This window comes from Ligilactobacillus saerimneri, assembly GCF_036689625.1.
Lineage (GTDB): Bacteria > Bacillota > Bacilli > Lactobacillales > Lactobacillaceae > Ligilactobacillus > Ligilactobacillus saerimneri.
This window is the reverse complement of sequence record NZ_CP144759.1, coordinates 75,069-95,000: the sequence shown is the minus strand read 5'-3', so window position 1 is coordinate 95,000 and position 19,932 is coordinate 75,069. Positions and strand designations below refer to the sequence as shown.

The 19,932-nt window shown below is 43.4% G+C and carries 15 protein-coding genes, 1 rRNA gene and 1 other annotated feature (1 of these 17 cut by a window edge); of the genes, 8 read left to right on the top strand and 8 right to left on the bottom strand.

All coding sequences use genetic code 11. The features are described 5' to 3' along the window. Positions 1-1,432: ribosomal RNA gene (locus tag V3C97_RS00425) — 16S ribosomal RNA — on the bottom strand; it reaches 142 nt to the left of the window's first position. A 530-nt stretch (positions 1,433-1,962) separates the two neighbouring features. Between V3C97_RS00425 and V3C97_RS00420 the strand changes: the two genes are divergently transcribed. Both V3C97_RS00420 and V3C97_RS00415 read left to right on the top strand, forming a co-directional pair. Continuing rightward, entirely contained in the window at positions 1,963-3,663 is a 1,701-nt protein-coding gene (locus V3C97_RS00420) for an ABC1 kinase family protein (protein WP_338434240.1), read from the top strand. A gap of 215 nt (positions 3,664-3,878) precedes the next feature. Continuing rightward, positions 3,879-4,307, top strand: a complete 429-nt coding sequence (locus V3C97_RS00415) for an Hsp20/alpha crystallin family protein (protein WP_009553444.1) — start codon at positions 3,879-3,881, stop codon at positions 4,305-4,307. An 885-nt stretch (positions 4,308-5,192) separates the two neighbouring features. On the opposite strand, the gene V3C97_RS00410 is transcribed toward V3C97_RS00415, so the two are convergent. Together V3C97_RS00410 and V3C97_RS00405 are read right to left on the bottom strand one after the other, a co-directional pair. Beyond that, on the bottom strand, positions 5,193-6,107 hold the full coding sequence (locus V3C97_RS00410) for a DMT family transporter (RefSeq protein ID WP_009553446.1): 915 nt from the start codon (positions 6,105-6,107) through the stop codon (positions 5,193-5,195). Positions 6,108-6,127: 20 nt separating this feature from the next. Then, the gene (locus V3C97_RS00405) at positions 6,128-6,427 is read right to left on the bottom strand and encodes a hypothetical protein (protein WP_009553448.1); all 300 of its coding nucleotides are present in this window, start codon (positions 6,425-6,427) and stop codon (positions 6,128-6,130) included. Between the two features lie 186 nt (positions 6,428-6,613). Between V3C97_RS00405 and V3C97_RS00400 the strand changes: the two genes are divergently transcribed. The 5 genes from V3C97_RS00400 to V3C97_RS00380 all read left to right on the top strand — a co-directional run bounded on the left by V3C97_RS00400 (position 6,614) and on the right by V3C97_RS00380 (position 13,241). Next, positions 6,614-6,838 carry a hypothetical protein gene (locus V3C97_RS00400; protein ID WP_009553450.1) on the top strand — a complete coding sequence of 75 codons (225 nt, stop codon included), beginning with the start codon at positions 6,614-6,616 and terminating at the stop codon, positions 6,836-6,838. A gap of 49 nt (positions 6,839-6,887) precedes the next feature. Beyond that, positions 6,888-9,011, top strand: a complete 2,124-nt coding sequence (locus V3C97_RS00395) for an ATP-dependent Clp protease ATP-binding subunit (RefSeq protein ID WP_338434239.1) — start codon at positions 6,888-6,890, stop codon at positions 9,009-9,011. 54 nt (positions 9,012-9,065) lie between these two features. Continuing rightward, positions 9,066-9,323 (top strand) — a binding site (T-box leader). Positions 9,324-9,394: 71 nt separating this feature from the next. Further along, positions 9,395-10,405, top strand: a complete 1,011-nt coding sequence (asnA, locus tag V3C97_RS00390) for an aspartate--ammonia ligase (RefSeq protein ID WP_338434238.1) — start codon at positions 9,395-9,397, stop codon at positions 10,403-10,405. Between the two features lie 78 nt (positions 10,406-10,483). Further along, the gene (asnS, locus tag V3C97_RS00385) at positions 10,484-11,782 is read left to right on the top strand and encodes an asparagine--tRNA ligase (protein WP_009553456.1); all 1,299 of its coding nucleotides are present in this window, start codon (positions 10,484-10,486) and stop codon (positions 11,780-11,782) included. A gap of 133 nt (positions 11,783-11,915) precedes the next feature. After that, positions 11,916-13,241: an APC family permease gene (locus tag V3C97_RS00380; protein ID WP_009553458.1), complete on the top strand. Its 1,326-nt coding sequence runs from the start codon at positions 11,916-11,918 to the stop codon at positions 13,239-13,241. 84 nt (positions 13,242-13,325) lie between these two features. Here V3C97_RS00380 and V3C97_RS00375 read toward each other — a convergent pair whose 3' ends face one another. Continuing rightward, entirely contained in the window at positions 13,326-13,484 is a 159-nt protein-coding gene (locus V3C97_RS00375) for a hypothetical protein (protein ID WP_155824516.1), read from the bottom strand. A 291-nt stretch (positions 13,485-13,775) separates the two neighbouring features. Between V3C97_RS00375 and V3C97_RS00370 the strand changes: the two genes are divergently transcribed. Continuing rightward, on the top strand, positions 13,776-13,970 hold the full coding sequence (locus V3C97_RS00370; RefSeq protein WP_009553461.1) for a hypothetical protein: 195 nt from the start codon (positions 13,776-13,778) through the stop codon (positions 13,968-13,970). 71 nt (positions 13,971-14,041) lie between these two features. Here V3C97_RS00370 and V3C97_RS00365 read toward each other — a convergent pair whose 3' ends face one another. The 4 genes from V3C97_RS00365 to V3C97_RS00350 all read right to left on the bottom strand — a co-directional run bounded on the left by V3C97_RS00365 (position 14,042) and on the right by V3C97_RS00350 (position 19,908). Next, the gene (locus V3C97_RS00365; RefSeq protein ID WP_056968813.1) at positions 14,042-15,703 is read right to left on the bottom strand and encodes an IS1182 family transposase; all 1,662 of its coding nucleotides are present in this window, start codon (positions 15,701-15,703) and stop codon (positions 14,042-14,044) included. 154 nt (positions 15,704-15,857) lie between these two features. Next, positions 15,858-17,702 carry an ABC transporter ATP-binding protein gene (locus V3C97_RS00360; RefSeq protein WP_268889177.1) on the bottom strand — a complete coding sequence of 615 codons (1,845 nt, stop codon included), beginning with the start codon at positions 17,700-17,702 and terminating at the stop codon, positions 15,858-15,860. Further along, complete coding sequence (locus V3C97_RS00355; protein ID WP_338434237.1) at positions 17,702-19,435, bottom strand: ABC transporter ATP-binding protein; 1,734 nt, start codon at positions 19,433-19,435, stop codon at positions 17,702-17,704. The genes V3C97_RS00360 and V3C97_RS00355 overlap by 1 nt, the downstream gene beginning before the upstream one ends. Continuing rightward, complete coding sequence (locus V3C97_RS00350) at positions 19,423-19,908, bottom strand: MarR family winged helix-turn-helix transcriptional regulator (protein WP_009553467.1); 486 nt, start codon at positions 19,906-19,908, stop codon at positions 19,423-19,425. The genes V3C97_RS00355 and V3C97_RS00350 overlap by 13 nt, the downstream gene beginning before the upstream one ends. Positions 19,909-19,932 lie beyond the last annotated feature (24 nt).

The following is a 19,932-nucleotide window of genomic DNA, read 5'->3' as shown; positions in this document are numbered from 1 at the left end:
GGTGTGTACAAGGCCCGGGAACGTATTCACCGCGACATGCTGATTCGCGATTACTAGCGATTCCGACTTCGTGCAGGCGAGTTGCAGCCTGCAGTCCGAACTGAGAGCAGCTTTAAGAGATTTGCTAAACCTCGCGGTTTCGCGACTCGTTGTACTGCCCATTGTAGCACGTGTGTAGCCCAGGTCATAAGGGGCATGATGATTTGACGTCATCCCCACCTTCCTCCGGTTTGTCACCGGCAGTCTCGCCAGAGTGCCCAACTGAATGCTGGCAACTGACAACAAGGGTTGCGCTCGTTGCGGGACTTAACCCAACATCTCACGACACGAGCTGACGACAACCATGCACCACCTGTCATTTTGTCCCCGAAGGGAAAACCTAATCTCTTAGGTGGTCAAAAGATGTCAAGACCTGGTAAGGTTCTTCGCGTAGCTTCGAATTAAACCACATGCTCCACCGCTTGTGCGGGCCCCCGTCAATTCCTTTGAGTTTCAACCTTGCGGTCGTACTCCCCAGGCGGAATGCTTAGTGCGTTAGCTGCGGCACTGAAGGGCGGAAACCCTCCAACACCTAGCATTCATCGTTTACGGCGTGGACTACCAGGGTATCTAATCCTGTTCGCTACCCACGCTTTCGAACCTCAGCGTCAGTTACAGACCAGAGAGCCGCTTTCGCCACTGGTGTTCTTCCATATATCTACGCATTTCACCGCTACACATGGAGTTCCACTCTCCTCTTCTGCACTCAAGTTCCCCAGTTTCCAATGCACATCTTCGGTTAAGCCGAAGGCTTTCACATCAGACTTAAAGAACCGCCTGCGTTCCCTTTACGCCCAATAAATCCGGATAACGCTTGCCACCTACGTATTACCGCGGCTGCTGGCACGTAGTTAGCCGTGACTTGCTGGTTAGATACCGTCAACAGGTGAACAGTTACTCTCACCCGTGTTCTTCTCTAACAACAGAGTTTTACGATCCGAAGACCTTCTTCGCTCACGCGGCGTTGCTCCATCAGACTTGCGTCCATTGTGGAAGATTCCCTACTGCTGCCTCCCGTAGGAGTCTGGGCCGTGTCTCAGTCCCAATGTGGCCGATCAGTCTCTCAACTCGGCTACGTATCATTGCCTTGGTAAGCCGTTACCTTACCAACTAGCTAATACGCCGCAGGTCCATCCAGAAGTGATAGCAGAGCCATCTTTAATCATTTGACCATGCGGTCAAATGACCTATGCGGTATTAGCATCTGTTTCCAGGTGTTATCCCCCGCTTCTGGGCAGGTTACCTACGTGTTACTCACCCGTCCGCCGCTCATCGGTAAACCATCGTCAATCGGATGCAAGCATCTTCAATCAGTTGGGCCGATGCGCTCGACTTGCATGTATTAGGCACGCCGCCAGCGTTCATCCTGAGCCAGGATCAAACTCTCGATTTAAAATCTTAAGTCGATTAGACTCGTAAAAATTACTAGCGAATTGACATTCGCAAATGTTTTGCTCTTGCATCTAGCAAGAAGCCCTACACATTTGGTTTGTCGAAACTTTGTTCAGTTTTCAAAGATCTACTTCGTTGTTGAAAAACAACTTTTATAATATATCATTCACAGGGATTAATGTCAATGCTTTTTTAAAAAATATTTTATCAAGAATTGACAACCTATAAAAACAAGCGTTTATTATTATAACCATTATTATGATCAATGTCAACACTTATTTTTTGTTCTCAACAGAGATGTAATATCTCGTGTCAAGCAACGGTATCTACTATACTCACAACTGCCAGGGCGGTCAAGGTTTTTTTGCATAAAATACCATCTTTTTCGCTTTAACAAACTTTCTATGAACAACCAGTTTAAATGTCCTTCTAATCACGAACTTTTTACGCTATATATTTTTATCGTTCGCCAATGATAATTATCCCCTAATGGTAAAATAGTAATAAGGATTATTATTCAGGAGGTTTATCATGGCATCAGGCAACATCAAAAAAAGTGCTCGCATTAAAGAAATTATTTCCGTCATTCGCCGTCATAACGCTCTCAGTAATTTCAGTAAGCAAATCCATCCCCAAGAAGTCCGACAAGCATTGGAAGAATTAGGCCCGACTTTCATTAAAATCGGACAGATCCTTTCCACCCGCCCTGATTTAATGACTCCGGAATACATTCATGAACTTCATAAACTTCAAGATCAGGTGCCCGTTGACGACTACGATACTGTTTCTTCTATATATCAAGAGGCCACAGGAAAAACATTGGAAGCAACATTTTCTTCCTTTAAACACAAACCTTTCGCTTCTGCTTCCATTGGTCAAGTTCACCACGCTACTTTACCAAGCGGAGAGAATGTGGTTGTCAAAATTCAACATCCTGCTGTCGCACAACTGGTTACCATTGATCTTAATTTGCTCCACCAAGCGGTCAAAATTCTCCGTTTCACTAGCGAAAGTAAAATTATCGATATCCGACAAGTTTATTCCGAAATCAAAAGTTCCTTAATTAATGAAATTGACACTAGTATAGAAGCCAAAAACGGTCAAGACTTCTATAAACTAAATAATGGTGAGGGGATTATCCGTGTACCGCGGGTATATCCTGATCTTTGCGCGCCCCGAATCCTGGTCAATGAGGCTATGCCTGGTAGTAGCATTAAACAATACTTACATACGGATCATCCCGTTAGCGAGCGGCGTTACATCGCCCAAACTCTGGTAACGAATTTCATCAAGCAAGTTTTTACAGACCGCTTTTTCCATGCCGATCCTCACCCTGGCAATATTCTCGTTGCTCCTACGGATGATCGGCACACCGTAACTAGCCGATCCTTCCATAAACAACTTGGTCCAATCTCAACACAAGTCACTAGTAAGCAAGCCTTACCTCCCTTACGCCTGATCTACCTTGACTTCGGTATGATGGGACGGATCTCACCGCTACTCGCCGCTAATTTACGTAATGTTGTCACTGCTCTAGCCCTTCGCGATGAGTATGACATCACCCAAGCGGTACTTGCCATCTGCAATCAAACCGGACCTGTCGATCACAATGCTTTTCGTCAGGAGTTAGCCGTCTTTTTGAAGCCATTTTTTACAACCAACATCGTTGATCTTAATTTGGCAACCATATTATTTGACATTGTCAAGCTATGTCGCCGCTATAACCTCCAAATTAAAAGTGAGGCAGTAACCTTAATCAAAGCCGTTGCCTCCTTAGAGTCTACTATTGCCCAGCTTGACCCCAACCTATCTTTACTAGATATCGCCCGTCCTTTTGCTCTCAAAGAATGGTTCCAACAAATCGACCTGCATGCTAGCTTACAAGATAACCTTCTGCTATTCGGTCAATCATTGCAGGATGTTCCGCACATCCCACGTAAAATCAACCACCTCCTCGACACCTTGGAGAGTGGTCAAAGTCAAATCAACCTCCATCACACTGGCTTAACCAAATTCGTTAGTAAATTAGAACGATTGACTAATCGAATTGTCATCGCCATCATCCTCGCGGCTGTCATATTGGGATCATCACTTTTAGTTCAAGTCAGTGCAGACCACCCATATATTGCACGCATTGGGATTATTGGATATTGCATTGCCCTAACCATCATTCTCGGAATGTTGGGACGAAGTTGGTATGATCATTGGCGTAAAAAACATCATCGCAAATAAAAAAGCACCTACCCCTTGGTAGATGCAACCGTATAATATATAGAAACCAAAGCATGCGCTTTTTTTGATCAGGAAACAAGCTCTTTTCTTTGACCTTTGTTGAAATCGTTGTTATTAAGCTTTTATTAAGTTGTTTGACTTTTTTTGACCTTTAGCTTGACAACTCGTTTTTGTGCGCTATGATAAAGGCGTAAACAAGAAAGGAAGTAGTAATTATGGCAAATGAATTGCAAAACAGATTTAACGATTTTATGAATAGCGATAACTTCTTCAGCAACTTTGGTCGTTCTTTCTTCAATTTAGACGGCCATGATACCTACATGAAGACTGATGTCGCCGAAACTCCTAAGGATTATCAAGTTAATATTGACCTTCCTGGAGTTGACAAGCAAGACATTCAAATTGATTTCAAGAACAATATCTTAACTGTTTCAGCAAAGCGTGATTCTTTCAGTGATCAAAGCGATCATGAAGGCAATCTAATCGCCAGCGAACGGAGCTATGGACGGTTTACCCGTCAGTATCAGTTCCCTAATGTTGCTCGGGAAAAGATCGCTGCTAAGTATGAAGATGGTGTTCTCAAGATTACTCTTCCTAAGACTGATGAGGAAATTGCCAATAACCATCATATTGAAATTCAATAATCCTCACTAATTATGAATAAAAGCAGGCATCCGTAGCACATAGTGCTACGGGTGTTTTTTTATGATTACATCCACCTTTTTTGATTGAAGTAAGCGCTTGCAAAAAGGAGATAGCTATGGTATAAAATAAGTGTAAGGAGTCAAGGGATTCCCACAATTAGAACGATATTTGAGATCAATCAATGTTTGCAGTTTCACTACGTACTAAGGGGGTAATGGAACCAACATCTGACGCCTGAATAGGCTGACATCATTTATGTTCTTGAATCAATAGTTTAGGATAATGTTTGTCACATTTGAATATCTGTTACTAATTGTTATATAAGAGAGTCTAGATCATCAAGGATGACTAGAGTGAAATAGTTAAATAAAGGACGTGGGAACAATAGATACTCCTTATTGCAAAACCTATAGCCTTCAATGCTCATGATTACCGGGAGAGACCCAAAGCGGACTCCAACTGAGATGTTATGTATTAATAGAGCATGAAGGTTATTTTTTTGCTCTATTTTAACCCAATAATATTGGCTTCCAAATCCCCCCTACTTCCATTGAAAAAATAACTAGTTCAGGTCCTCATTCAAGAATGAATGGGGATTTTTTATAAAGTGTGTTTCTTAAAAAAAGAAATTTTATTTTAAAAACAACCGCCTACTAATTCACCCTTTTTCTAGTCCCACACGATATATAGTAATATATGCGCCTAAAAGCTCTAAAATTCTTATGCTCTCGCTTTAGCACCTATTTTTCTATATCTCGTATCCCCTATGTTTTAACCCTTTACCCGTTTGGCAGCAAAGAAGTGAGTGGGAAATATTAATAAATAAAGACAGAAGCTGGGAGAAAACAATTTTCTCCCAGCTCCTACAAATTTGCTTCGCATTTTCATTCCATTTTGCGCACTTTCTTTTTTACAGCTGGTCGATAGTTGAGTCCCAAGACCGCACCAATCACCAGAAACGTTCCGATATAATCAGCACTTGTCATTGACAAGCCTAAAAATAATACTGAACCAATCGTAGCGGCCAAAGGTTCAAACGCATCCATCATGTTGGCCGTTGTTGCTGTGATGTGACGCAACGCTAGGTTAAGCATTTGGAACGGTAATAGGGTGCCGATTATGATCACTCCTACCACCAAAAGAATGGTCACCGGGGTCAGATGAACTGGCTCCCAAACCGGATGAGCAATCACCATCACAATCCCGGCCACTAACAATCCCCAACCTGTTACTTGCCAGGACGAATAGCGACGTGTCAAGGGCCCCGGAGTCGTCATGTTAACCGCTGCTCCCAAAGCTGATGCCAGTCCCCACAACAGAACTGACACCGTAATCGTCATATGGGTAAAATGTCCCTCAGTGGCAATTGTTGCTACCCCTGTAAAAGCAATTAAGGCACAAATAATATCCAATAACCGCAACGGCACCCGGCGGATTACCGTGTCATAAACCATCACGAAGAAAAGACACGTAAACTGTAAAACTGTTGCGATGGCTGCATTTCCTTCTTTTACTGCCATAAAATAACAAAATTGAACAGGAATTAAACCCAAGATACTATACAACACCAGTCGTCCAGCCGCCTTGCGGTCCCGCCAAATCACTGTCATCTGCTCACCTTTAAAATGACCAATAACTAATAATATTGCCCCGGCCACTACCATCCGTACCTGCGTTAACCAAATAGCAGAAATCTGCTGATTAAATAAAGCCTTAGCCAAAAGACCTGAAATTCCCCACATTGAACACGCTAAAATAGCAACACCAACCCAGAATGCATGCTTACTTTGCTTAGCCACACCAACACTTCCTTCCCTCATTAAAACCACGGATCATACCGTTTGAATGGCAAAAATGACCGTTCCCGACTAATTTCAGCCATTTTCTTCAATAGTGCTTCCTCTGCGGGCGAAATATGCCAGCCCGCACGCAAAATCAATTCATACCGTAACCGCATGAATTTTTCAATGATCTGTTGCGGAGCCACTTGGCGGGCAGCTAAATCTGCTTGCGTTTGCTTGATCAGGGCATCCATCTTTTTGCCTTTGGGACTGTATACACGCGCAAAGTCTACCATTACTTGTTCAGCTTCAGCTGCGATCGTCTTCCGTGTTTTCATATGTATCCTTCCTCAATTACATTTTTCTTTCGTAATTATAGCAAGAAACATCCCTTTCTCGCTGATTATTTTATTGCTCCTCCGTGCTTAAATCTTAAGAAAAGGTTAAGTATATCACAAAAGTGATATTTCACTATTGTAATATACCACGTTTGTAGTAGTATATAAGTCGTGGAGGTGAGAGTAGTGCGAATCGACATTAAGGGTTATCTCGAACATAACCATCTAACTATTTACAAAGTAGCTAAAAAATCTGGTTATGGCTACACCACCCTACACAAGTCATTTAACAAGCAACAAACGAGTGCAACCTCGTTAAATTTACGTGATCTGCATGCATTGGCAGCCACACAAGAAGTGGCCATGTGGCAGATTCTCAAAGAACTCGAAGAACATTATCTCAAAGATTAAATCAATTTTGCATTTAACCATTTGAGCATTAAAGAAATGAGGGATATTTATGGCAAGAATTCCAATGGATCCATTTTCAGATAACATGGACGATATTTTCGACAATATGTTGAGCAATATGGGAGTTGATTGGCGGTATCATATCAATGGCCAAGAAGTATCTCCTGAAGAATATGCTCACTATCGTAAAACCGGCAAGTTGCCTAATAATATTCAATCACAAGCACAACAAGGACAAGTTGGCCGGTCAAATACTAACAAACAAAAAGCAGGTATTTTACAAAAGCTAGGGAGAAACCTAACCGCAGAAGCGCGGGCACATAAGTTAGACCCAGTGATCGGACGGGACAAGGAAATTCAAGAAACCGCCGAAATCTTAGCTAGACGAACCAAGAACAATCCTGTTCTCGTCGGTGATGCCGGGGTTGGTAAAACAGCAGTTGTTGAAGGGTTAGCCCAAGCAATTGTTCAGGGAAATGTACCGGCAGCGATTAAAAATAAAGAGATCATCTCAATTGACATCTCTGGCTTAGAAGCTGGCACTCAATTCCGGGGCTCATTTGAAGAAAATATTCAAAAATTGATCACAGAAGTCAAAGAAGCTGGAAACATCATCCTCTTCTTCGATGAAATCCACCAAATCTTAGGTGCTGGTTCTACTGGTGATAACGATGGGAGTAAGGGCTTGGCAGACATCATCAAACCAGCCTTATCTCGGGGTGAACTCACTGTTATTGGGGCAACCACGCAAGATGAGTACCGCAACACCATCATGAAAGATGGCGCCTTAGATCGGCGGTTCAACCAAGTAGTGATCAAAGAACCTAATGCAGCTGATACTTTCGCTATCTTGCAAGGTATTCGGAAGTTATACGAAAAGCACCACAACGTTGTCTTACCAGATAAAGTCTTACAGGCAGCAGTGGATTACTCTATCCAATATATTCCCCAACGGAGTCTCCCTGACAAAGCTATCGACCTGATCGATATGACAGCTGCCCACTTGGCATCCCAACACCCAGTTGTTGATGACAAACAACTCGAAAAAGAGATTGCTGAACTCAAAGTTGCTCAAAAAAAGGCCGCAGCTGCTGAAGATTACGAACAAGCACAAGCTAAGAAACAACGTGTAGCAGAACTTGAGCATCAATTACAAAACCACTCCCAAGCACAAAAAGTCACCGCTACTCCTGATGACATCGCACAATCCGTTGAACGGATGACGGGAATTCCCGTATCTAAGATGGGGGCTTCTGATATCGAAAGACTGAAAAACATGGAAGCCCGCCTCAAGGGCAAGGTCATCGGCCAAGACGAAGCTGTTGCAGCTGTGGCTCGGGCTATTCGGAGAAACCGGGCTGGATTTGATGAAGGCAACCGCCCAATCGGCTCCTTCCTCTTCGTCGGCCCAACCGGTGTTGGTAAAACTGAATTAGCTAAACAGCTCGCCCGTGATATGTTTGGCTCCAAAGATAGCATCATCCGGTTAGATATGTCAGAATATTCTGATCGGACAGCTGTTTCGAAATTGATTGGGGCAACTGCCGGTTATGTCGGGTATGGTGACAACGGCAACACTTTAACCGAAAAAGTACGGCGGAACCCATACTCCATCATCCTATTAGATGAAATTGAAAAAGCCGACCCACAGGTCATTACCCTTCTCTTACAGGTCTTAGATGATGGGCGGTTAACAGATGGTCAAGGCAATACCGTCAACTTTAAGAACACCGTGATTATCGCTACTTCTAATGCCGGGTTTGGCAATGAAAAACTGACTGGTAATGATCACAAGGATGAAACTATTATGGAACGGATTGCTCCATACTTCCGGCCAGAATTTCTTAACCGGTTCAATGCCATTGTAGAATTTTCTCATCTGACAAAAGAAGATCTCCGGGCCATCGTTGATTTGATGTTAGCTGATGTCAACCACACCTTGGCTAAAAAAGGCTTAGACCTTACCGTTAACGATGACGTTAAGGATTTCTTGATCGAAGAAGGCTATGATGAAGCTATGGGGGCACGGCCACTACGGCGGGTAATCGAACAACAAATTCGTGACAAAGTCACTGATTTTTATCTAGATCATCCTGACGTTAACCATCTCCAAGCTACCATGGATAATGGGGTCTTGGTAATCAGTGCTCAAGAAAATAATCTTTCTGATTAATAAAAATTATGCTTGCATTTTTCCAAAATTAGGTTAAAATGCAATTAATAAATTGAAAAAGCGATGAGAAAGACAAGTAGTCATTCCGATTCTTCCAGTGAGTTGGTATTAGTGTGAAACCAGCAGACCCTCGATTGATGAATAACACTTTTTCGCAGTGCTACTGACCCAAATGAATCTCATTCAGAGTAGACTCAGTCGGAACCGGTCCGTTACCTCGCCGGCGGAGCATGATGGTGCTCTAGTGAGCTGATCCAGAACAAACTGGATAATTTGGGTGGTACCGCGGAACAAAAGCCTTTCGTCCCTTACAAGGGGGACGAAGGGCTTTTTTGTTGCTTTCCCCGGCTAATAGTTTTTATTTTTAGAAGGAGGCAATTGCCATGAGTTTAGTCATTCCACGTGATTATGATCCAAAATTATCCATTCGGGAAACCGAAGCTGCTATTCGTTATATTCGTGAAACATTCCAAGATGAGATCAGTCAAGAACTCAATCTGCAACGGATGTCCGCACCGATGTTTGTTGAAAAGAGTACCGGGTTGAACGATAACTTGAACGGAATTGAACAACCGGTTTCGTTCACAATGGCTGGCCTCCCTGGCGAAACTATCGAAGTCGTTCACTCTTTAGCCAAGTGGAAACGTTATGCGCTCAAGCGTTATGGTTTCGGGATGCACGAGGGCTTGTACACCAACATGAACGCCATCCGGAAAGACGAAGAACTGGATAACTATCATTCTATTTACGTCGATCAATGGGACTGGGAAAAAGTGATCGCCAAAGAAGAACGGACCGAAGAAACACTCAAGCGGACCGTGCGCCAAATCTTCAAGGTCATCAAGCATATGGAACACGAAGTTTGGTATAAGTATCCCCAAGCAGTGCACCATTTACCAGACCAAGTGCACTTCATTACCACCCAAGAATTAGAAGACCGGTGGCCAGAACTTACCCCATTAGAACGGGAAAACCGCATTGCTAAAGAATACGGTGCTGTCTTTGTTATGCAAATCGGTGGCAAGCTTCGCCAAAGCCAAGAACATCACGATGGACGCGCCCCTGACTACGATGATTGGGAGCTCAACGGGGACCTGCTATTCTGGTATGAGCCCTTACAATCACGCATTGAAATCTCTAGTATGGGGATCCGGGTAAGTGAAGAATCCATGCGTAAACAACTCAAGTTGGCCCATGCCGAAGAGCGGAAGGATCTGCCTTTCCACAAGATGCTCTTAAACGGTGAACTTCCATATACTATTGGCGGTGGGATCGGTCAATCCCGGTTGTGTATGTTGTTATTGGGGAAAGCACATATCGGTGAAGTTCAAGCTAGTTTGTGGCCTGAAGATATGCTCGCCCAATGTGCTGCTGCGGGAATCCAAATCCTCTAAGCACTAACACCTATGATTGTAGTAAAATAGAAGCTATAAACTATACCTAACAACTTTAATTTTAAGGAGGAGCACAAAGTGCAAACTATTACAATTAGTGAATCACCTAAGCACGTCAACGAAACAGTTAAAATTGGCGTGTGGCTAACTGATAAGCGTTCAAGTGGTAAGATCGCCTTCTTACAACTTCGTGACGGAACAGGTTTTTTCCAAGGAATCTTGCTCAAAAATCAAGTAACCCCTGAAGTTTGGGACATGGCTAAACACGAGTTACACCAGGAAACATCTTTCTGGGTAACCGGTGAAATTCATGAAGATTCTCGGTCTAAGTTTGGTTACGAAATCCAGGTTCAATCCATCGAACTTGTCGGTGAAAGTGATGATTACCCAATCGGCAATAAGGAACACGGGGTAGAGTTCTTGATGGATCACCGTCACTTGTGGTTGCGGTCCTCCAAGCCCAACGCAATGCTTAAGATCCGGAGCCAAGTTAAGTTAGCAACAATGGAATTCTTTGCTAAGCATGGTTTCACCCAGCTTGATGCTCCCATCTTGACCGGTAGTTCACCAGAAGGGACCACGGACCTCTTCCATACTAAGTACTTTGATGATGATGCTTACCTTTCCCAATCTGGTCAGCTCTATGCAGAAGCAGGCGCTATGGCCTTAGGTAAGGTATACACTATGGGACCAACTTTCCGGGCTGAAAAGTCCAAGACACGGCGGCACCTAACGGAATTCTGGATGATTGAACCAGAAATGGCCTGGATGCACCAACCTGAAAGCTTGGAACTCCAAGAACAATACATCGCATACTTGGTGCAAAGCCTCATTGATAACTGTGCCCGTGAATTAGAAACCGTGGGCCGGAGCGTAGAATCATTACGTCCATTCACTGAATTGCCTTACCCACGGATCACTTACAAGAAGGCCATCGAGATGTTACAAGAAGGCGGTTTTGACTCCAAGTTTGGTGATGACTTTGGTTCGCCTGAAGAAACATACTTGGCTGATCAATTCCAAAAGCCGGTCTTTATTTTGAACTATCCAAAGGAAATCAAGGCCTTCTACATGAAGCCTGATCCTGAAGACGATCGCCAAGTTGTCTGCGCTGACCTCTTAGCTCCAGAAGGCTACGGTGAAATCATCGGTGGTTCAGAACGTGCTACTGACTATGATTACTTAGTCCAAAAATTTGCTGAAAACCACCTTGATATGGCCGACTATGGTTGGTACGCTGACCTCCGTAAATACGGGACAGTTCCTCACTCTGGTTTCGGGATGGGGCTAGAACGTTTCATCGCTTGGATTACCCTTTCTGACCACATTCGTGAAGGTAGCCCATTCCCAAGAATGTTGAACAGATTACGTCCATAACCAATAACTAAATACTACGCATGTAATTGAGAGTGCCTAGCACTTTCAAGTTACGCTCATGGGAGCGTGAAGATGAAGCCACCTGACTTCTGTCACGCTCCCTTTTTGCAAATACTTAAGGAGTGTGTAAATTATGAACCACCAACCTGAACTTAACCGGACCCTGGGATTGGGATCGGCATTATCAATTGTCATCGGAACAATTATCGGTTCCGGTATCTTCTTTAAACAAGCATCCGTTTTGGCCAGTGCTGGTTCTTCCACACACGCCTTACTTGCTTGGATCATTGGGGGTGTAATCACCCTAACATCTGGCCTAACTATTGCCGAAATTGGGGCACAAATGCCGGTTACTGGTGGCTTGTACGTTTATATCGAAAATATCTTTGGACGCCGACTGGGTTTTTTAGCTGGCTGGATGCAGGTGATCGTTTACGGGCCAGCAATTTCAGCATCTGTGGCGGGATTTATGAGTATCCTCATCACTGAATTTTTCGGTTGGCCAGAACAATGGCGGATCCCCGTGGCAGTTGTTATGATTGTTGCCATCAGTGTCCTTAATATGTTTGAAAACCGCGTGGGGGCTTTCTTCTCCATCCTCACTACGCTTTGTAAGCTAGTTCCTATTACCGCCATTATCGTTTGGGGAATTCTCCACGGGCATGTTACTGCCCTAGGTCAGACTGTAACGACTGTTCATCAAGCTAGTGGTAACATGGGGGTCGCTGTTTTGGCCACCCTGTTTGCTTATGATGGTTGGATTTTGATCGCAAACCTTGGGGGTGAAATGAAAAATCCCCAAAAACTTCTTCCGCAGGCTATCATTATTGGGGTCAGCGCTGTTTTATTGATTTATACCTTGATTTCATTCAGTGTCTTTCGCTTTCTTCCAGCCAACAAGATTCTTGCTTTAGGAGAAAAGGCAACTGCCTACTTAGCACAAACTGCCTTTGGTCAACTAGGAGGGAAACTGCTTGCGATTGGAATCATCATTTCGATGATGGGAACACTTAATGGCAAACTATTAACCTTCCCTCGTATCGTATACGCTATGGCTAAACGTGGTGACTTACCGTTTTCTCGTTACCTAGCTTATTTACACCCACGAGCAAAAACCCCGGTTTATGCCACAGGAGCAGTGATGGTGATCGCTATCTTAATGACCTTCTTTTTTAATCCCGATCACTTATCTGACCTCTGTGTCTTCACTGTGTATTGCTTCTATACCTTGGCTTTCTTTGGACTTTTTGTTTTACGGCACCGGAGAACCGAACCCCGTCCTTTCTCGGTTCCACTTTATCCCTTGGTGCCACTGGTGGCCTTAGGTGGTGGGTTATTTATCCTCGGCAGTGAGGTTGTCAATGATCCGTGGGGAGTTATCCTCTTTATTGGGGTTGTTGTCCTCGGGTTACCGATTTTATGGTTAATCAAAACATTAGATCGTAAGCGCCAATTCTAAAACTAGTTACTAAACTACAAATAGCGGGCATGAATGTTACTTCCTTGCATTCATACCCGCTATTTTTTGCGATTAATTATTAATTTAGCGCAGCAAAACATAAATTGTTGCGACCAAAAAGCATGCACATAGCAAACCTGACATGAAACTCAGGGGTTTGTTATTATCCCGATAAGTTGCATAACTAATGTAACCCGTTGCGATAAATAAAACACCTAAAACTAATGGCGAATCGACACTCATAACCGTCCCTCCTCGTTTGATACCCATATATTAACATTTTTCATTTTACTTGAATACTCCCCTTATTTTGCGCTTAGTTATTTGTTTATAACATAAAATTTATGTTACGAACTAATCACTTTTTAATCCCCTTATCACTTTATGAGGTGATAAAGCCTATAATACAGCACATTAAAGACTCCATCATTAAAATGTATGCGTTTTCTATCTAAAAGTATATACAAAAAAACTTATATTTGTTAACCTATATATGTAAGCGGATTCAGAATTTGTTTGAAGGGGGACTTTATTATGGATGTAATTTCACTCATGAAGATGTGTTTATTGGCAATGATTGGTGTGATGGCATTCTTCCCCCTTGCCCTGTGGCTTTCTTTTGATGCGATCAACGAAGTCTTTCAAAAAGATATGCGTCGTTTGAAAGCTCAGGAAGAACGAAATAAACCGATTATCAAAAAAGTCACAGTGAAAAACCTGACTTTATAAGATTCACACTCTAATTATCTCCATCTCTAATAATTGTACGCAAAAAGAGGCTGGGAATTAACTATTATTTTCTAGCTTCTAACTAAGAAAATGCGAACTATGATTTTTGATTTAATCAAAAATTGTAGTTCGCATTTTTGGTTATTTACTAAAAAGGGTCTTAATTGGTTGATCATTTTACCCAATTTCGTTAAGTTCAATGCCATTAAGGTTAATCCGACATCATTTTCCACAGCCCGTTGGCCGCGCAAATGAGTTCGGCGTACGCCAAAATCCCTCTTCATGCGACCAAAGACTGGTTCAACGTCGAACTTGCGTCGACGATAGATCATCTTACCTTCATCGCTTGAGAGGGTCTCTTTGACTTTTGCTTTGTAATAATTCCAAGTTGGATTAACCTGGATGTAGCGCTGACGCTTACCTGGCGTTTTAGCTAACTGATCTAACTCTTCTGATGATTGATGTGTGTCGGCACGATAGAGTTTAAGATCGCGCTTAAATCCATACTTATCAGTTCGTTTACTGTAGCGATAAAAACTGAAGCGAACGCCTAAATGATCAATATAGTAGTCATCTTCGGCATTGTACTGCCAATTCTGAGGTTTTGTTGGATCATTTTTGAACTTACGCTTCTGCTCTTTTTGATAGGTGGTGTATGGAATGAGTGGTTGCTTATCGAATTGGTCAAGCAGTGTTGTGTAATTATATTCACTACCGTAACCAGCATCAGCTACCACGTGTGTAAAGAAATCCAAGCCATGGAATTGCTTAAGAAATGGCACTAAAGTCCTAGTATCAGTAGGATTGGAAAATAAAGCATAATCAAGGACAAACTGATTATGCGTGGCAATCTGAAGATTATATCCGGGTTTGAGTTCTCGGTTCATCATCGGATCTTCTTTCATGCACATAAAAGTTGCGTCGTGGTCTGTTTTCGAAAAGCTATTTCGTCCTTGAAAAATATCTTCGACACGTTCATATTTTTTAGCCCGTGGAATTAAGTCTTCTCTCAGTTGACGACGAAGCTTCTTTAGAAAACGTCGCCGACGTTTTCTAACTGAACCACCTTTAATTATTTTCGGCTCCTGTTTAATGGCTTCGTCTAGATTAGTGATTTCTTTTTCCACTTCTTCAGCCATTAATTCCATACCGTCGATAGATTCAATCATTTCTGGTTTCATCTCTTTGATGACTTGCTTTTCTACTAACTCATCATAAATACTAGCCGTCTTTTCTCTCAACTTAGCGTGATACTTTTCTATTGCCCGACGCCAAGTAAACGAGTACTTATTAGCATCCGCTTCAACCTTAGTGCCATCAATAAAGACTGCATCATTTTGAATTAGCCCATGGTCCGTAAGAGCCATAGTAAAGTAAACAAAGGTACGTTTTATTAAGTTCCTGGCGTGCTCACTCCGTCGAAAGTTATTGATGGTATGGTAACTGTATGAATGATCACGGGCTAACCATCGCATTGGTAAGTTTTCTTCTAACAAGGTTTCTATTTTCCGGCCAGAATAAGTTTGACGAGAGTACGCAAACAACAGAATTTTTAACATCAGTGCAGGGTGAGAAAGTGGGCGGCCGGTGACGGCCACGTTCTCTTCTAACAAAACCTCTTGTGGAATGGAATCGACAAAAGTATCAATTAACCGAACCAGATGATTTTTTGGCACATTGTAGTCATAATTTAGTACGAATTCTGTTTGTCCCGTGATATAATTTTGATACATGAAAATCGCTCCTTTATGTTTGTTTTTAGGGGTAATTACATCATATCAGGAACGATTTCCTGTGTACATAAGAAGCCGGACGATGAACCAAGATTTGATTCATCGTCCGGCTTTCATTTTGGACTGAGAGTTTTTTCCCAGCCTCTTTTTGATTTTAGAGATTACCTGCTTGATTGAATTGGCTATTATATAAATCAGCATAGAAGCCCCCTTGGGCCAACAAGCTGGCATGCGTTCCGGTTTCTACAATTGTGCCGTGATTCATGACAATGATTTGATCGGCATCCTGAATCGTTGATAAACGGTGGGCCACCACGAAACTTGTTCGTCCCTTGAGTAGCTTGTCCATTGCCTGCTGAATTAAAAGCTCGGTTCGCGTATCCACGGAACTAGTGGCTTCGTCCAAGATTAAGATCTCTGGATCAGCCAAGAAAGCTCGGGCAATCGTCAGTAACTGCCGTTGCCCTTGCGAGATATTCCCCGCATCTTCCCCTAAAACAGTATCATATCCATCTGGAAGCTGGCGTACAAAGGTATCTACGTGGGCTGCCTTAGCAGCTGCAATGACTTCTTCCTCAGTAGCATCTTCACGTCCGTATTTGATGTTGTCATATATCGATCCCGAAAACAGCCAGGTGTTTTGAAGAACCATCGCCATATGTTGCCGCAAATCAGCCCGTGCCATATTGCGCGTATCTTGTCCATCCAGTAAAATTGCCCCTTGATCAATATCATAGAATCTTTCCAACAAATTAATCAGGGTTGTTTTCCCCGCTCCAGTTGGTCCCACAATAGCAACTTGCTTGCCTGCTGGAACTTCCATATTGAAGCCTTGTAAGAGGGGTTTATCCGGACTATAACCAAAATGTACATCCCGAAAAGCAACCTTCGGAGCACCTACTTGAACTGGCGTTGCAACTGGGTGATCTGTCATTTCGTCCTCGTCCAAAACCGCAAAGATCCGCTCTGCAGAAACTGCGGTTGCTTGGATAGTGTTTGCCAAGTTAGCAATTTGGGTGATTGGTTGCGTAAACTGGTTAACATATTGCAAAAATGCTTGGACATTTCCCAAAGTTAATGTGGCATTAGCAACCCCTAGGCCCCCAACTATCGCTACCATAACATAACCGATATTTTTGACCATATTCATCAGGGGCATAATCAAGCCAGAAATAAACTGGGCTTTCCATGAAGCAGCATAATAACGTTGATTTTCTGCTTGGAACTGGGTAATCTCATCGTCTTCCTTGTTAAATGTCTTGACCACAGCGTGCCCCGCATATGTTTCTTCGACCTGATCATTCAACAGTCCCAAACTCTCTTGTTGGATAGCAAAGAAGCGTTGCGACTTTGGCGCTACAATTCCCACAACAACCATACTTAATGGAATCGTAACACAGGCGATCAGCGTTAACTTCCAGCTAATCGTCAGCATCATCACAAAAACACCGACAAAAGTAATCGAACTGGTTACCAACTGTGCCAGACTTTGTTGGAGTGTCCCGGCAATGTTATCCATATCATTAACCGCCCGGGACATGATGTCCCCATTAGAATGGGTATCATAATAAGCGATTGGCAACCGTTCCATCTTCGCCTTAAGATCCTTGCGCAAACGATAAACTAACCGCTGCGAAATATTAGCCATAATGAATTGCTGTCCGAAAGTCAGGACAGCCGCTGAAATATAAACAAGCGCTACAACAATCATGATATGCGTAATTTTGCCATAAGCGATTGGTAAGTGGGTCAACTGCTGCCCGGCCTTGATTTGGGCATAGCCTTGCTTAACCCCAGCAAAAATCACCGTAGTTGCTTCCCCCAGGATCTTGGGGGCAATAATTTGAAAAACAGTAGCCCCAATTGCCAAAATCATTGCCAATGCGAAAAGCCATTTCCATGGTCCCATGTAGCGGGCTAACCGCCAAATAGTTTTCCAAAAATGTTGGGCCTTTTCTTGGGATTGTGGTCCCCGGCCCCGCCGTCCATGTGGTCCCATTATGCTTGCCCTCCTTCTCTGATTTGCGAGTGTACAATCTCTTGGTAAGTCGGATTATTGGCCATCAGTTCAGCATGTGTGCCCTGACCGGCAACTTTACCATTATCTAAAACGATAATCTGATCAGCTTGCGTTACTGTTGCTACCCGTTGGGCCACAATCACAACCACGCTTTTTTGAATTGCAGGGTCATGCTTCAATGCTGCCCGTAAGTTAGCATCCGTTTTGAAATCCAGGGCTGAAAATGAATCGTCAAAAACATAAATCGAGGCAGGCTTGATGACTGCACGGGCAATCGTCAACCGTTGCTTCTGACCACCAGAGAAATTGTCCCCATTCTGTTCAACTACTGCATCCAAACCATCAGGCAAAGCAGCCACAAAGTCTTTGGCTTGAGCAACCTCCAGTGCATGCCACATTTCTTCATCAGTGGCGTCTGGTTTCCCAAACTGCAGGTTAGACCGAACAGTCCCTTTGAACAGAATAGCTTTTTGTTGAGCAAAGGCTACCCGCTTATGTAGGTCATGTTTAGTCATATTGCGCACATCTAGTCCATCAACCAAGACCCGCCCTTGTTCCACATCATATAAGCGGGGGATAAGGTTAATTAAGGTCGTCTTCCCTGACCCTGTCCCCCCAATAATCGCAAGGGTCTGACCAGCACCCATCTTGATATCGAGTCCTGTCAAGGCTAATTCTTCTGCCCCGTGGTAACGGAAAGAAACTTGCTCAAATTCTAAACTAGCCGGGGTAGTGGCTGCCACTGTTTGCACATCATCGGGTGCGGGTAATGAATCTGGTGTGGCTAGGACTTCATTGATTCGGCTTGCAGCCGCCTGGGCCCGCGGGATAAAGACAAAGACCATTGAAAGCATCATGAAACTGAATAACACCATCGAAGCGTAAGTCATAAAGGAAACCAACTTTCCTACTTCCATTTCCATTGCCCCGATCAAGCGGCTCCCCAACAATACAATTCCAATATTGGTGAAGCTTAAAACAGTGATCATGATCGGATACATCATTGAAGTTAGGCTAAAGACTTTGATCCCTGTTTGGGTGTAATCTTGGTTAACCTGGTCAAAACGCTCTTGCTCGAAACTATCCCGCCGAAAAGCCCGAATTACCCGAACTCCGGTTAAGCCTTCACGAAAAACCAAATTAATGTTGTCGATTTTCTTTTGTAAACTCTTAAACAGGGGCACCGCATTACGCATCACTAACCAAACAGCTAATAAAAGCAGCGGGACAGAGATTAAAAAGATCATCGCTAAGCGACGCTCGGTAACATAAGCCATGAAGCCGGCCCCCAATAACATCAAAGGCGACATCAGCATCATCCGGAGCATCATAATTACTACATTTTGGATCTGCATCACATCGTTGGTTGTCCGGGTGATCAAAGATGATGACCCAAAGCTTCCCATCTCTTGGTCACCGAAGTTAACCACCTTGGCAAAAAGCTCTTCCCGTAACCGTGCTCCTAGTTTCTGTGCCTGTGTTGACGCCAAGTACACATTGCCGATTGCCGCCAAAATACTTAGGCCCGCAAACAGTAACATCTTCCCCCCAGCTTGCCAAATATATGCCAGGTCTCCTCTAGCAACGCCCTTGTCAATTAATTGGGAAGTGATGGCTGGGAGGTTCAAATCACTTAAAACTTGGAGCAACATAAACATAGCTGCCCCTGCCACTGCTGGCCAAGACATCCGTGTTTTCATTATCTTCCACATCGCTTCTCTTCACCTTCCTTATGGTATTCATCCAATTTTTTACTAATATTCGCTGTTATTTTTTTAGTTAACCGGATAAATTCTGCTTGTTCCGCAGGGGTTAGCCCCGCTGTAATCACACCCTCACTAGTGATCCACACCTGCGCTAGTTCTTTCGCTAGGTCATGTCCCGCCGGTGTAAGTTCCACCATAGTTACGCGGCGGTCTGTAGCTAATTTATACCGCTGAACGTAACCTTTACGTTCTAAACGCATAATTGTTTTAACCACCGTTGTGTGCTGAATCTGTAATCTTTGGCGTAATTCCGTCTGTGAACATGGACCCACCCGGTCCAATATACCCAGAATAATATCTTGACCATGGTAAAGATCATGTTGCCATAGTTGGTGATGAACTAACTGTCCATACATCCGCCGTAATTTGAACAGGGCCAACCCTAAGGGGGCCTGATGAGCGAGCTTCTTATCTATCATTTTTGTATCCTTTCGTAAAATATG

What these genes read in the sequence shown, in the direction of transcription:
- V3C97_RS00420 (WP_338434240.1), top strand. Translation starts at nt 1,963, where the DNA reads ATGGCATCAGGCAACATCAAAAAAAGTGCTCGCATTAAAGAAATTATT.
- V3C97_RS00415 (WP_009553444.1), top strand. Translation starts at nt 3,879, where the DNA reads ATGGCAAATGAATTGCAAAACAGATTTAACGATTTTATGAATAGCGAT.
- V3C97_RS00405 (WP_009553448.1), bottom strand. Translation starts at nt 6,427, where the DNA reads ATGAAAACACGGAAGACGATCGCAGCTGAAGCTGAACAAGTAATGGTA.
- V3C97_RS00395 (WP_338434239.1), top strand. Translation starts at nt 6,888, where the DNA reads ATGGCAAGAATTCCAATGGATCCATTTTCAGATAACATGGACGATATT.
- asnA (WP_338434238.1), top strand. Translation starts at nt 9,395, where the DNA reads ATGAGTTTAGTCATTCCACGTGATTATGATCCAAAATTATCCATTCGG.
- V3C97_RS00380 (WP_009553458.1), top strand. Translation starts at nt 11,916, where the DNA reads ATGAACCACCAACCTGAACTTAACCGGACCCTGGGATTGGGATCGGCA.
- V3C97_RS00375 (WP_155824516.1), bottom strand. Translation starts at nt 13,484, where the DNA reads ATGAGTGTCGATTCGCCATTAGTTTTAGGTGTTTTATTTATCGCAACG.
- V3C97_RS00370 (WP_009553461.1), top strand. Translation starts at nt 13,776, where the DNA reads ATGGATGTAATTTCACTCATGAAGATGTGTTTATTGGCAATGATTGGT.
- V3C97_RS00365 (WP_056968813.1), bottom strand. Translation starts at nt 15,703, where the DNA reads ATGTATCAAAATTATATCACGGGACAAACAGAATTCGTACTAAATTAT.
- V3C97_RS00360 (WP_268889177.1), bottom strand. Translation starts at nt 17,702, where the DNA reads ATGGGACCACATGGACGGCGGGGCCGGGGACCACAATCCCAAGAAAAG.
- V3C97_RS00355 (WP_338434237.1), bottom strand. Translation starts at nt 19,435, where the DNA reads ATGTGGAAGATAATGAAAACACGGATGTCTTGGCCAGCAGTGGCAGGG.
- V3C97_RS00350 (WP_009553467.1), bottom strand. Translation starts at nt 19,908, where the DNA reads ATGATAGATAAGAAGCTCGCTCATCAGGCCCCCTTAGGGTTGGCCCTG.